The sequence below is a fragment of the Acinetobacter sp. SwsAc5 genome, from assembly GCF_013391485.1.
GTDB classification, from domain to species: Bacteria; Pseudomonadota; Gammaproteobacteria; order Pseudomonadales; family Moraxellaceae; genus Acinetobacter; species Acinetobacter towneri.
Genome location: NZ_JACAXD010000002.1, coordinates 172,016 through 186,474 on the forward strand (window position 1 = coordinate 172,016; position 14,459 = coordinate 186,474).

Consider the following 14,459-nt stretch of genomic DNA (forward strand, 5'->3'; position numbering starts at 1 on the left):
CAATTTTCAACTTGAGCGCAAACAGCATAACAAGCTGCAATTAAACCCACAGTAAATATTTGCAAATGATGTAAGTTAAAACCAAGAAAAAAATCTAGCAGACTTCTCTCATCTCAGCTTCATCTCCAAGATACAAGGTCTAATGCTGTGCATGTTTAAATCATGATTTCGCCCTGCAAATATAGCTGTGCATATCCTGAAATTTCGATGCGATCATTAGGCAAAATCTTGCAATACAGTACGCCACCTCGGGCAGAAGCCTGATATGCCACAAGTTCGGTTTGCTGTAATTTTTCTGCCCATAGCGGTGCAATTGCAGTATGAATTGAACCTGTAACAGGATCTTCTGCAATGCCCATGGCTGGTGCAAAATAACGCGATACGCAGTCATACTGTGTATTTGCAGAGGCAGTAATCGCAACATCAACACTCGACTGTGCCGTAATGGCTGTGCGCAACTGTCCCAATTGTTTTAATAATTCAAGGTTAGGCTGTTCATCTAACACATCTTGTACCGATTCATATTCCACAATATAGGCTTGCGCATTGATATAGACGTTTTTAAATGGTTTAGTCAAAGCTTGGCGTAAAATATCGGGATAATCTTCAACTTTCTGGGCAGCGCGTATCGGGAAATTCATGCAAATTTTGCCATCTTGCTGTTGCTGAACTGTAAAAATCCCCAAATTTTTAACATGAAATTGAATTGTATTTGCCTCTGTATAATCCTTAAATAAAACAAAGCTGCTGGCAAGTGTGGCATGTCCGCAAAAATCGACTTCTGTTATGGGGGTAAACCAGCGGATTTCAAAGTTTTCCGCATCTATCATTTTGACAAAAGCGGTTTCAGACAGATTATTTTCCAATGCGATATTTTGCATTAAATCATCGGCTAACCATGTTTTACTAACAAGTACGGCAGCAGGATTGCCTTTAAATAATTCATGGCTAAAAGCATCGACTTGGTAAATTTTCATTAATGAACTCATGATCCTAAAAATATATACACTTATTTCATCTTAAGTTCTTTTCACTATAAGTGCCTAGCCAATTTCTGTACTTTCAATCTGCCAAGCGGGTTGATTTTGGACTAATTCGGCATAAAGCGAGCAGTAGTATCAGGGAAGTATGTTATTGGCTGTGATGCCAAGTTTGTAAAAGCTGTCTTCTTTAGCCCAACATTGGGCTTTTTAGCGCTTAGCTTTCTAGTTTTTAATCGTTGTGATACCGCTGCTCATTTTGGCAAGCACACCAAAAAAATATTTATCAATAAGCAATACTTTCCCCCATTCTTATCGCATAATAGAGCCATCTCAAACGCACTGTATTTGCGATTTAATTGGAAATCGCCCGTTTTTCCTTTTAAATACTCTCAATTTTCCCAATTTATTGAATTTAAAGAAGCATTTCTTATGAAAATCGTCATCTTAAATAAACCATATGACGTTCTCTCTCAATTCCGTGAAGATGAAAAACATCTCACCATGTCGGCTTTTGTTGATGATCCAGACTTACGTTTAGCTGGTCGTTTAGATATGGATTCGGAAGGCTTGGTGTTCTTGACTGATCATGGCGGCTTGAATCAGTTTATTACCAATCCAGCCAATAAAAAATACAAAACCTATTTGGTTCAAGTCGATGGTGATGTCACTGAAGATGCCTTGGCACAATTGCGTAAAGGCGTGGAACTGAAAGATGGCATGACTTTGCCTGCGCAAGCGTATAAAGTCGATGAGCCTGAATGGTTGTGGGAGCGTGATCCTCCTGTACGTTTCCGTGCTTCTGTACCTACTTCGTGGATTGAAATTTCAATTTGTGAAGGTCGCAACCGCCAAGTGCGTCGTATGACGGCTGCGGTTGGTTTTCCAACTTTGCGTTTAATCCGCACCAAAATTGGTTCAATTGACTTGGTACAATTGGGTTTACAACCCGGTGAAACTAAAGAAATCGAACCGTTGTTGTATCCTGATTTTAAAGATGTGCCTGCTGCTGAACCGTATCGCTCGCGTTCTTATGTGAAAAAACCTGGTGGTACGGGTGGCAAGCCAATCCATCAAAAGAAAAATAAAGATGGCACTACCAAGAAAAAATCAGGTACGCCACGTATTTGGCAAATGGAAGAAAGTGAGAAACCTCGTCGTAAGACCAATGGTACTACACGCCCTAATACCAAAAGCCGTGGACGTCGGGCACGTTAATGAGTTGGTGAGTCAAAACTCAACTTGTTCAAGATACAAAAATGGATGCCGAAGCATCCATTTTTTTATAGCTGAACTTTAAATTAAACTTTAACTCAGCCTTTTAACCACTGTTCTACTTTTGCCTGATCTGTAACGCTTAATGCCACTTCTGGCAATTCAATCTGCGCAGCATTCAGTTCAAAAGTCATCAACTCATCACGGCGGAATGCATGAACAGTATAAGCTGCATCCTGTTTGGCATATTGCTCAAGTGATTTTACAGATGCCTTTAAGCCATCAATCGCAACAATCACATCAAGCGCAGAAAGTCCTGCTTTTGCCGCAGCACCTTCACGATGGGCAGCTTGTACCAACACCCCTTCAGGTTTATCTGCCAATTTTAAACCAAACGGCAAAGACTTATCCTGTTTTAGCTGATAATCAACGCCAAATTCAGGCAATAACTGATCGAGCGGCAATTCATCAGTCGTGTTAATTAAGTGATGGATTTGCTCCGACCAATCATCTCCTGTCAATTCTTTACATAATTCAAAGATAGTGCGCTCATGCACTTGAATGCCCTGTTGCGCATTAGCGTACAATTTCTGCATTAAGGCATCTAAGCTTGAACCACGTAAACGCAAGCCCAAATCTAAACATAAAGCCACCAAACAGCCTTTGTTATAGTAGCTGGTTCCTGCATTGTTCGAGTTTTCATCTTGACGATAGAACTTAACCCAAGCATCAAAACTAGATTCTGCTACCGTTTGAATCGCACGACCCGGATTTTGCAAATAACGATCAATTTGTGCTTTGAGCAACTCCAAATAAGCCGCCAGATCAATTACACCACTACGCAGCAATAACAAATCATCGTAATAAGACGTAAAGCCTTCAAAAATCCATAACAGCGATGTATAACCTTCCTGATTCAGATCATAATTCACAAAGCTTTCAGGACGAATGAATTTCACCAACCAACTATGAAAATACTCATGGCTGCACAGACCTAAAAAGCGCTGATAATCTTTAGAAGGTTGTTCAGGTTCGTTAGCTCTCGGCAAATCATCACGAGGTGTAATTAAACTGGTACTGTTTGGATGCTCTAAACCGCCATAGCTATTGCCTGTTGCCATGGTCATAAAGGTATAGTTTTCAAATGGCGCAGAACCAAACATGGTAATTTGTGTAGCACAAATTTTTTCAATATCTTGCTGCATACGCGCAGCGTTCATTGCATGTTTGCCCGAAACCACAAATTCGTGTGGAATATCTGCTGCGGTAAAACTAAAACGGGTTTGTTCTGCCAATTCAAACGGTGCATCAATCAGTTCGGCATAGTTTTTGGCTTTTAAGGTATAACGCCCTTTCACCAAACTTTTTGCTGCCAAACCTGTCGCAAGCTGAAAATGCTTCAGCTCGTCTGGTAAAAATAATTCAACTTCAATAGCTTTATCTTCTTGCCCATCTAAGCCCAAACAGGCACAGGCAGGATTGACGTATAAACGGGTTTGATCGACATAAGCGCCACGCACTGACAAATCATAAGCGTAGACATCATATTCCACCGTAATCAATTCATGATCGATATTAAATAAGCGCCATTTATTCTTTTCAAATTTCTGAATTTTGAGGATACGCCCCGCTTCATCATAAGCACGTACCGACTCAAGATGTTTGGAAAATTCACGAATTAAATAGCTGCCTGGAATCCAAGTGGGTAGAGATAAAACCTGAGTAGGATTAGCCAAAAAACGCACGGTGACATGAATAAGATGCTGACGATAATCGTCAAATTCGATTTGATAATGCAACATAATGGGCAATACAAAATGTATAAATAAGAACTTGGCAACAAGCTTAACATTTTTTTAGCAATTGATGCGTCAAGATGAGATTTGTCTGCATTTATGGGTAGCCATCTGAGCAAAAAAGGCATAGCATTCCCTAGTCAATTGTTATTGTTTTTGCTGCTTAAAACCATTGTGACACCAATGGATTGGTGTAAATAAGGAACTTCTTTGAAACGTGTTATCTATCTGATTGCGGCGCTCTGCTGGCTCTGCAGCGCAATCACGCATGCCGCATTATTGAATATTCAAGCTGAAAGTGTCGAAGCCGAAGCATGGGCAATTTTAGACCCACAATCTGGGCAAGTGATTGCAGAACACAATAGTCACGTACAACGTGCACCTGCTTCACTCACTAAAATGATGGTGGCCTATATTGTGCTGAAAGATATTCAGGCAGGTAAATTAGACCGACATGAAATTTTGACCGCAACACCTGTGGTAGAACAAGTGATGTGGGATGAATCACAAATGTATCTAAAAGCAGGTGAGCAGATTTCGGTAGATCAATTATTGGCAGGCTTAATTATTATGTCTGCTAACGATGCTGCACTCACTTTAGGTGAACGTGTTGCAGGTGGTGTGCCGCAGTTTATTGCCCGAATGAATCAGGAAGCGCAAGCTTTGGGTATGCAAGACACACATTTTCAGAATCCGTCTGGTGTGACCATGCCAAACCATTATTCTTCTGCGGCAGATATGGCACGTTTGGCACAAGCGATAGTGACTGAAACACCCGATTATTTGGCTTATTCAAAACAGACCAGTTTTACCTATAATCAGCACTTTCACCGTGCGACCAATATTTTATTAAAACAAGACCCAAGTGTAGATGGATTAAAAACAGGCTTCACCAAAGCTGCAGGCTACAACCTTGCCCTAACCGCAAACCGCCCAACACTGGACAGTGATGCACCTGAACGTCGTTTGGTGGTGGTGGTGATGGGAACCAAGAGTGCGCAAAAACGCGCTGAGGTGGCACATCAATTATTAAATTTAGCCTATAGCTATACCCGTAATGAAGTCGCGATTAAACCCAAACAAATGATTGCAGAATTGCCTGTGGTGAAATCGACTTTACGCATGTTTAAGATTGAAAGCAGTCAGCCAAAGTTTGTGACGACATCGCTGTATGAACAGCCATATGCAATTAACTTGTCGCAGTTTGATCAAAGTACTCAACGTCTACAACTTGTGAATGAACAAGGCGGATTAGAAACACTTGAACCTGCACAGCGTACACAAACGCATGTCAATATTGAATTGTCTGAAAAATTGCTGACTGCGCCATTGGCACAGGTCATGAAACTTGCAACCGTACACGTTTATCAAAATAATCAATTGATTAACAGCTTTGCGATTGAAGAACAGGTCAACATTGTTGAAGCCAATATTTTTGAAAGAATCATGATGTGGTTTGGCAGTTTGTTTAATTTCTTTAGCCATCAACCTATAGAAGATGAGAAAACTTCACTCGGTTAGAAGCCGATGATCCTCAAGAATTAAATATCACCAAGATGGGCAATGTCCCATCTTTTTTATTGTCATCTACACATCATACAAAGGGCTTAAAATGAGCCTGCAATAAAATCTGCAAATTTATAGGTATGACGCACAAATTTGCATTGAAATTATAAAAATTGCCCCGATTAACTAAAAAATGTCATAAAAAACTCGGAAAAGTGAAGAATTTGCAGAAATGTCTATAACAAATTCCACGTTTCACTTTATGATGTACCCTTAAAAAATTGAATGGATCAATAACATGACTGCTATTGCAAATGACCTCGTGGTTTCTTTCCACTACACATTGACTAACGCAGAGGGTGAAACTCTCGACAAATCTCAAGGTGAACCACTTGCCTATTTGCATGGTGCAGGTAATATCATCCCTGGTTTAGAAAAAGCGTTAGAAGGTAAAACAGTAGGTGAAAAATTTACTGTAAACGTACCTGCAGCTGAAGGTTATGGCGAATACAACCCAGACTTAGTACAAGAAGTTCCTGCACAAATGTTCCAAGGTGTAGACAACATCCAAGCAGGCATGCAGTTCCAAGCGCAAACTGATGATGGCGTTCAAATCGTAACTGTAAAAGCAGTTGAAGGTGACAACGTAATTGTTGATGCAAACTTCCCACTTGCTGGTCAAGATTTAACGTTTGAAGTAGAAATCGTTGAAATCCGTGAAGCTTCTCAAGAAGAATTAGATCACGGTCACGTACACGGTGCGGGTGGTCATCACCACTAAGATCAGTATTGATCGAAGCAAAAGGCAAAGTATTTTTACTTTGCTTTTTTGTTTGCCATTCTAAAATTTAGGATAAGCACATTACTGAAAGATCCTTTCAGGCAGGCTATTGCGGAAAGATCGTTACAGGAAAAATCAACACAGCACATTGTTGTTTTATTGGTCAAATAAATCCTTCACATTTAAGACAATGCGACCCAGCCATGCTTATAATGAAATCACTTTTCCAGCGCTCACCTCAAGCATTCTTCCCATGCAAAACTATAATTTAGTTTGGTTCCGACAAGATTTAAGAATTTCAGATCACACCGCACTTTGGCATGCTAGCCAAGCAGGAGCTTGTATTGGCGTGGTGATTCTTTCGCCTCAGCAATATCGTTTACATCACGATGCGCCCATTAAAATTGACTTTTACTTGCGTCAATTAAATGCACTAAAAGACGAACTCGCACAACTCAATATCCCACTGATTGTTCAAATTACACCATCTTGGGCTGACATTGCACAAACACTGCTCCAACTATGCCAAACATTGAAGGACTCTCATCCGATTCAAAATATTTATGCCAATATTGAATTAGGAGTGAATGAACTAAAACGTGATCTTGAAGTTCAACAAACCTTAAACCAACACGGTCAGGACTTGATTTTGTACCATGACCGTACGCTTTTTCCTGTGGGTACGGTGCGCAATCAGAGCATGAAACCTTATCAGGTATTCAGTGCATTTAAAAAGTATGCCTATCAACAGTTGAGTGTCAGTATTCCGCGTTGCTTTCCTCTGCCACAAGCTCAAACGTCGATTCAACTTCCTGAACAATATCTCTCTACTGTACCAAGTTTAGAACACTTAGGTTTCGACCCACTTCCAACGGCACAACAAAATTTATGGGCAGTCACGGAACAACATGCACAGCAATTGTTGGATGATTTTACGCGTGAACAAATGCAAGATTATCAGCAACAGCGTGATTTTCCTGCGTTGTCTGGTACCAGCCAATTATCTGCGTATTTAAACTGTGGCATTCTCTCCATTCGGCAATGTCTGGCTGCGGTTTTTGCGCATTCACAAGGACATTTTCATCTTGAAAATACAGGGCAACAAACTTGGTTAGATGAATTACTGTGGCGTGAGTTTTATCAACATATTTTGTTTGATTATCCCAAAGTTTCAAAGCACCGCCCTTTTAAAGATCAGACCGCACAGGTGGCGTGGCGAAATGATCCTGCAGGTTTAGCAGCATGGCAACAAGGAAAAACAGGCATCCCCATTGTGGATGCAGGCATGCAACAACTTTTGCAAACGGGCTGGATGCATAATCGAGTCAGAATGATTTGCGCAATGTTTCTGTGCAAAAACCTGTTAATTGACTGGCGCTTGGGCGAACAGTGGTTTATGCAACATTTAATTGATGGTGATTTGGCTGCCAATAACGGTGGCTGGCAATGGTGTGCCTCGACTGGTACAGATGCAGTGCCCTATTTTAGGATTTTCAACCCTGTGAGCCAATCACAAAAGTTTGACCCCAATGGTGATTATATTCGCACATGGCTACCTAAACTGGCTCATTTAGATGCCAAAAATATTCATGAACCATATGCGAAAAATCCAAATCTAAAACTGGATTATCCGCATCCAATTGTAGATTTAAAACTTAGCCGATTACGTGCCATAGAAGCCTTTAAACAGCTTTAAGAGTACAAACAGGAGATTGGTCAGTCTCGCCCCCATCTGCCATAGGTTAGCATGATGGGAGATTCAACGATTAAACCGACAGTTAGGCGGCTTGCTCGTCACGTTTAAAGACCAATTCGCCTTTTAAAGAACTGTCTGCATCGAAATAATAACCTTCACTATTGAATGCTTTTAAGTCTTCTGCGCGTTCTAATTTATTCTCGATGATAAAACGTGCCATCAAACCACGGGCTTTTTTGGCATAAAAACTGATGACTTTATATTTACCATTTTTCTGATCTAAAAATACAGGTTTAATAATTTCAGCCTGAATTTTTGCTTCCTGCACCGACTTATAATATTCATCGGAAGCTAGATTAACTAATAATGCCGACTGGTTATGTTTTAAATCTTGGTTAATTAAATTGGTGATGATATCGTCCCAGAAACGATACAAATTTTCACCGCGCGCATTATGCAACTTAGTGCCCATTTCCAAACGATACGGCATCATTAAATCTAAAGGACGCAATAAGCCATATAAGCCAGAAAGCATACGCAGGTGTTGTTGAGCAAACTCAATATCTGCAGCAGACAAACTATAAGCATCTAAGCCTGTGTACACATCACCTTTAAAAGCAAACATGGCCTGACGTGCATTGGCAAGATCAAACTCTGCTTGCCAGTCACGAAAACGCTCGACATTCAAAGTGGCAATTTTTTCACTGACACTCATTAAACTGGCAATTTCTGTAGCAGAAAGTTTACGTGCTACATCAATTAACTCTTGTGAATGTTGAAGTAATCTAGGTTGAGTATATTCATCGCTTGGTAATGCAGTTTCATAATCTAAAGTCTTGGCTGGAGAAATTAAAGCGAGCATAAACCACCTAAATAAAAAATACTGCGCTCACTATAGCAGCAGCTTTCAACAAACTCCAATGCGCGTTTTTGTTTACCCTTATGGGAAAACACGTTCAGTACGTGTTTCCTTACGATGATCGATTAGATCAATCCAACGTGGAGGATGAGGTGCTTTTATTTTAGTGCATGCTTTTAAAAACATTGGTTCTCTCTAATCAGTTGAGGTTTTTTTCAGTACTTACAACTTTTCTCTAGGCAATAAAAAACCCACTTAACTCTCCCAAATTAAGCGGGTTAAATAAAAACTATTTTGTTGTATTGTTCTTGCTGCTTAATATACGGTTGTGATGTGTCATTTAGATGACACATCAATTAAAAAACGAATGATTTTGATTTAAAAATCATGTATAGATTTTAAACATCCAACACATATCGTCCTAGTTTAAGCTTTCCACTCAAATTCACTAAAAGATTGGTCTTCTTTCAGAGTATTTTCTACCGCTTGCGCCAATTGATTTAATAAACTTTGCTCTGTAATCCGTTCTAGCCAGTCTTGTTCTTCATTGGGGTATGAAGTAATTTCACAAACAAGATGTCCATCTTCACCACGGCTTTGACAGTTCACAGCCAAAGGCAGCGCATGTTGATCTACACTTACAGCGACTTGTGCACCACTCTGCGGCAACGTTTGAAAGCCATAGTGAGATAAGTTTTGTGAAAGTAAATTCGCCACATAATTCTGTGCCAAAGTGCAATCTTGTAACTCTTGTTTATTTTCACAATTCGCCATAAATTTTAATTTGCGCATGCTCGAACCCAAAGGCTTTTTTCTTGTATGGGTTTAGCATAAGCAATAAAACGCAAACAGCCAAGCAAAAGCTTGGCTGTTTCAGCATAAAGTCTAGGCTTTGCGATTTGTCATCGCAGCCCGTATCGTTTTGGCTTATTCTGTCACTTGAATATTCAGACCTGCCACACCTGCAAGCTCAGTAAAGGTAGGGAAACTTGTTGCTACTGTTTCTGTACCTACAATTTTAATTTCACCAGAAGTACGCAAGCCTGCCATAGAGAAACTCATGGCGATACGATGGTCATGATGTGATTCAATCTCGCCGCCTGTAAATATCGCTGACCAGTCGCCTGCTTTGCCTTTACCCTGAATGATGATGCCATCGTCAGTGGGTGTGCAGTCAATGCCCATGGTTTTTAAACCATCTGCCATCACTTGAATACGGTCTGATTCTTTTACGCGCAATTCTGCAGCACCTGTCAGTACAGTTTGACCTTCAGCACAAGCTGCAGCAATGAACAATGCAGGAAATTCATCAATCGCCAATGGCACTTGATCTTCAGGAACATGAATCCCTTTTAAAGTACGTGAACCACGAATACGAATATCTGCAATTGGTTCACCGCCTGCAATACGTTCATTTTCCACGCTCAGGTCTGCACCCATTTGTTTCAGAATTTCAATCACACCTGTACGGGTTGGGTTAATGCCCACCGCTTCTAAGGTTACATCTGAATTTTCTGTAATGGCTGCACCCACCATGAAGAATGCCGCAGATGAAATATCAGAAGGTACTTGAATATCTGTACCCACCAATTTACCGCCGCCTTGCAATGAAATACGGTTACCTTCAGTTTTCACTTCATAACCAAATGCTCGTAACATACGTTCGGTATGGTCACGCGTTGGTTCAGGCTCAGTCACTGAAGTTTCACCTTCTGCCCAAAGCCCTGCCAATAAAATACCAGATTTCACCTGTGCAGATGCCATTGGCAAATCATAGTGAATACCTTTCAGCGCTTGCGCACCTGTAATCGATACTGGCGGTGTGCCACGTTCACCCGTCGTTTGAATTTGTGCACCCATTTCACGCAATGGTTTAGCAATACGTTCCATTGGACGCTTGGTCAATGACGCATCACCTGTCATAACAGAATCAAACTGCTGTGCAGATAACATGCCTGCCAACAAACGCATAGATGTGCCTGAGTTGCCCATATAAATTGCGCTTGCAGGTGCTTTTAAACCTTGCATGCCTACGCCATGAATGGTGACTTCACCATTTTTAGGGCCTTCAATGCTCACACCCATATCACGAAATGCTTGCAAAGTCGCCAATGCATCTTCACCTTCAAGGAAACCTGTCACATGCGTAGTGCCTTCGGCAATTGCACCAAACATAATTGAACGATGTGACACAGATTTGTCACCCGGTACGGTAAATTTACCTTGGAAAGTCTTAGCACCTGGCAAAATCGTAAATTGTTGTGTCACGTTATTGTTCTCCATAAAAGGTTTCTTGGCGAGCATATGATTAAAATGCTGTCGTGCCGCTTGTGCATGTCCAAGCAAGCCCATTAAAGCATGCGAGTCTTCTTGTTCAATCAGTTGGCGAATAATCGCGAGTTGACTTTCAAAGCCATCCACCGCTTTTAACAATGCAGTTTTATTGGCCAAGAAAATGTCATGCCACATTTGTGGATCGCTGGCAGCAATACGTGAGAAGTCACGAAAGCCACCTGCAGCATAGCGGAAAATGTCTAAATTATCTTCCCGATTTGCCAATTGTTCGACCAAATTAAAGGCCATTAAATGTGGAAGATGACTGGTATACGCCAATACCTCATCATGTTTTTCCACATCCATGCAAATTACTTCGGCTTTGGCGCTTTCCCACATTTGAATCAGTTTATTGACTGCCCACGGCGCACTGCTTGGCAATGGTGTCAAAATGACTTTGTGATTGGCAAATAAATCAACCTTGCCTGCATGCACGCCTGTATGCTCTGCCCCAGCAATTGGATGCCCGGGTACAAAACCTGCAGGTAAATGTTCTCCAAAAACCGCTTTGGCTGCAGCCACGACACTGCCTTTGGTGCTGCCTACATCGGTCAGAATTACATTATCTGCCAAATGTGGCTGAATTAATCGCAAGACTTTTTCTGTGGCTTGCACAGGTAGCGCCAACACCACTAAATCTGCGCCTTGTACCGCATCTACAGGATTGTTAAAGCCTTGTTCAATTAATCCTAATTCCAAAGCATCTTGCAGCGTTTTTTCAGAACGGGTCGATGCCACAATATGCCGACTTAAGTTTTCTGCCAGCATTACACGTGCCAAACTCGAGCCTATTAGCCCGAGTCCGATAAATGCAACTTTTTCAAACAATGGTTGCGCCATGTTTTATGCCTTCGCTTCCTTGCCCAATACTTTGGCTAATGCACGCAGGAACTTGGCATTTTCTGCTTCTGTGCCAATTGAAACACGTAAATGGGTCGTAATACCCACAGGACGTACAATTACACCTTCTTTCAATAAGGCATTAAAAGTTTGACCCGGATCGGCTTCTACATCTACCAAAATAAAGTTAGCACGTGAAGGCACATAATTCAGACCCAATGCTTTAAAGCCTGCTTCCAATTGCGCCATGCCTGCTTTGTTGGCAATACGTGATTTTTCGATAAAATCTTCGTCTTTTAATGCCGCAACCGCAGCCACCATTGCCAAGTGATTGACGTTAAATGGTTGACGAATACGGTTTAAATAATCGGTCACTTCTGCAGAAGCTAAAGCAAAACCAACGCGCAGCGCCGCCAAACCATAGCACTTAGATAAAGTACGGCTCACGATTAAGTTTGGATATTGCTCAAGGAATTTAAGGCTATTGAAGTTCTCTGGAAAATATTCCACATAGGCTTCATCTAATACCACAATCACCCGTGCAGGAACTTTTTGCATAAAGGCTTCAAATTCAGCCTCTTCAAACCATGTGCCTGTTGGGTTATTTGGGTTGGCAATAAAGATTAACTTGGTGTTGTCTTGAATTGCTGCCGCCATAGCATCCAAGTCATGTGAAAAACCTTTGGCAGGCACTTCAATCGCTTGAGCATTAATCGCTTGCGTTACCAAAGCATATACTGCAAAGGCATGTTGGCTATACAACACTGAATCTTGATCTGAAACGAATGCGCGAGCAAACATTTCTAGCAAATCGTTTGAACCATTACCCAAAGTAATACGGTCATGCGCAAAGCCAAATTGTTTTTGAATTTGGTCTTTTAAAATAAAACCACCACCATCTGGATAGCGACCAATTTCAGCAATTTCTGCTGCAACGGCTTCTTTGACTTTGTCTGAACAGCCCAATGGGTTTTCATTTGAAGCAAGTTTGACGATATCTGTAATCCCCAACTCACGCTCAAGTTCACTGATTGGTTTACCTGGTTGATAAGGCTTTAACTTCGAGATGCCTTCATTGGCTGGGACAAACGACATTTTACACTTCCAGTTGACTAGGTGGTGAATGTGGCGCGCATGACAAACATGCACACCACTAAATTAAATACGGTTATAACACGGCAGCAGGATAAGAACCCAAGACACGAATTTCTTTCACCAATGGACGGATTTCTTCAATCGCTGCACGTACATTGTCTTGCTCGACATGCCCCTCTAGGTCAATGAAGAATACATAGGCCCATTTTTCTGGTAAGGCAGGACGTGTTTCAATACTGGTCAAGCTAATATTGTGCTTCGCAAATGGTGCAAGAATCTCAAGCAATGCCCCTGCGCGGTCATGTGCAGACACCAACAATGAAGTTTTATCATTGCCACTTGGTGGAACTTTCTCACGACCAATCACCAAGAAACGTGTGGTATTTTCTGGGTTATCTTCAATATTGCTATGTAAAATTTCGAGTTCGTAAATATTGGCCGCAATTTCAGAAGCAATTGCAGCAGAATGCCATTCATTACGAATACGGCGCGCTGCTTCTGCATTGGAGCTGAGTGCCACACGTTCTACACCCGGATAATGCACATCTAACCATTTACGGCATTGTGCCAAAGTTTGCTGATGCGCATAAATTTGTTTAATGCTGTCTTTACGAGTGTTTTCTGACACAAGGAATTGGTGATGAATACGCAATTCTACTTCACCAATCACATTTAATGGCGATGATTTAAAGCAATCTAAAGTATGGTTCACCACACCTTCAGATGAGTTTTCGACAGGTACTAAACCATAGTGTGCACTGCCTGCTTCCACTTCACGGAAAACTTCATCAATAGTAGGCAAAGGACGCACAATCGCATCTTGACCAAAATGTTTAAGTACTGCGGAATGCGTATAAGTACCAATTGGCCCTAAAAACGCGATACTTTGTGGCGCTTCAAGTGCCAAACATGCCGACATAATTTCACGGAATAAACGTGCCATGGTCACATCAGACAACGGCCCTTCGTTGCGCTCCATAACATTACGTAAAACTTGCGCTTCACGTTCAGGACGGTAAAACAACGGGTTCTCTTCTGCTGCAAATTTTGCTTTCGCCACCGCTTCAGCAAGTCGTGCTCGACGGTTAATCAGCTGCTGAATCTGTTGATCTACAGAGTCAATATCTTCACGGATTTTAGCGAGATCAAGAGAAGTCGTTGTGTTCTGATCGTCTTGGATCATTGTTATGTCGCCCTTCATAAACATTTTGCAAATAGTATAACAATAGTTAGCTTTCAAATGTTGCGCAATACAACTTTCAGTGTTTCAGATTTAAAAACATACAGTTGATCAAAGCATCACCAATCTATACATTTAAGCCGCAACTTTGCACAACGTACCGCTTAAAACTGGGCA

General features: G+C 41.3%; 11 protein-coding genes. 4 read left to right on the forward strand and 7 right to left on the reverse strand.

Going from position 1 to position 14,459, the window contains the following annotated elements:
- Positions 1 to 155 precede the first annotated feature (155 nt).
- Complete coding sequence (locus tag HYG89_RS01960) at positions 156 to 977, reverse strand: PhzF family phenazine biosynthesis protein (protein ID WP_178865826.1); 822 nt, start codon at positions 975 to 977, stop codon at positions 156 to 158.
- A gap of 435 nt (positions 978 to 1,412) precedes the next feature.
- Here HYG89_RS01960 and HYG89_RS01965 point away from each other — a divergent pair, with 435 nt between their 5' ends.
- Positions 1,413 to 2,198, forward strand: coding sequence for an rRNA large subunit pseudouridine synthase E (locus HYG89_RS01965; protein ID WP_096901872.1), 786 nt, complete (start codon positions 1,413 to 1,415; stop codon positions 2,196 to 2,198).
- Positions 2,199 to 2,293: 95 nt separating this feature from the next.
- Here HYG89_RS01965 and HYG89_RS01970 read toward each other — a convergent pair whose 3' ends face one another.
- A complete protein-coding gene (locus HYG89_RS01970) occupies positions 2,294 to 3,997 on the reverse strand; it encodes a M61 family metallopeptidase (RefSeq protein ID WP_178865828.1) in 1,704 nt (567 codons plus the stop codon).
- Positions 3,998 to 4,201: 204 nt separating this feature from the next.
- Here HYG89_RS01970 and HYG89_RS01975 point away from each other — a divergent pair, with 204 nt between their 5' ends.
- The 3 genes from HYG89_RS01975 to HYG89_RS01985 all read left to right on the forward strand — a co-directional run bounded on the left by HYG89_RS01975 (position 4,202) and on the right by HYG89_RS01985 (position 7,974).
- The gene (locus HYG89_RS01975; protein ID WP_178865830.1) at positions 4,202 to 5,512 is read left to right on the forward strand and encodes a D-alanyl-D-alanine carboxypeptidase family protein; all 1,311 of its coding nucleotides are present in this window, start codon (positions 4,202 to 4,204) and stop codon (positions 5,510 to 5,512) included.
- Positions 5,513 to 5,795: 283 nt separating this feature from the next.
- Positions 5,796 to 6,278 carry a peptidylprolyl isomerase gene (gene slyD, locus HYG89_RS01980; RefSeq protein WP_004972992.1) on the forward strand — a complete coding sequence of 161 codons (483 nt, stop codon included), beginning with the start codon at positions 5,796 to 5,798 and terminating at the stop codon, positions 6,276 to 6,278.
- 253 nt (positions 6,279 to 6,531) lie between these two features.
- A complete protein-coding gene (locus tag HYG89_RS01985) occupies positions 6,532 to 7,974 on the forward strand; it encodes a deoxyribodipyrimidine photo-lyase (protein WP_178865832.1) in 1,443 nt (480 codons plus the stop codon).
- Positions 7,975 to 8,056: 82 nt separating this feature from the next.
- On the opposite strand, the gene yaaA is transcribed toward HYG89_RS01985, so the two are convergent.
- The 5 genes from yaaA to pheA all read right to left on the reverse strand — a co-directional run bounded on the left by yaaA (position 8,057) and on the right by pheA (position 14,285).
- Positions 8,057 to 8,836 (reverse strand): peroxide stress protein YaaA, encoded by a 780-nt coding sequence (yaaA, locus tag HYG89_RS01990; protein WP_178865834.1) that lies wholly within the window; start codon positions 8,834 to 8,836, stop codon positions 8,057 to 8,059.
- 423 nt (positions 8,837 to 9,259) lie between these two features.
- Positions 9,260 to 9,625 carry a hypothetical protein gene (locus tag HYG89_RS01995; protein ID WP_178865836.1) on the reverse strand — a complete coding sequence of 122 codons (366 nt, stop codon included), beginning with the start codon at positions 9,623 to 9,625 and terminating at the stop codon, positions 9,260 to 9,262.
- A 135-nt stretch (positions 9,626 to 9,760) separates the two neighbouring features.
- Positions 9,761 to 12,007: a bifunctional prephenate dehydrogenase/3-phosphoshikimate 1-carboxyvinyltransferase gene (locus HYG89_RS02000; protein ID WP_136144523.1), complete on the reverse strand. Its 2,247-nt coding sequence runs from the start codon at positions 12,005 to 12,007 to the stop codon at positions 9,761 to 9,763.
- Between the two features lie 3 nt (positions 12,008 to 12,010).
- Positions 12,011 to 13,102, reverse strand: coding sequence for a histidinol-phosphate transaminase (hisC, locus tag HYG89_RS02005; protein ID WP_004972978.1), 1,092 nt, complete (start codon positions 13,100 to 13,102; stop codon positions 12,011 to 12,013).
- 73 nt (positions 13,103 to 13,175) lie between these two features.
- Positions 13,176 to 14,285 carry a prephenate dehydratase gene (pheA, locus tag HYG89_RS02010; RefSeq protein WP_131261775.1) on the reverse strand — a complete coding sequence of 370 codons (1,110 nt, stop codon included), beginning with the start codon at positions 14,283 to 14,285 and terminating at the stop codon, positions 13,176 to 13,178.
- Positions 14,286 to 14,459 lie beyond the last annotated feature (174 nt).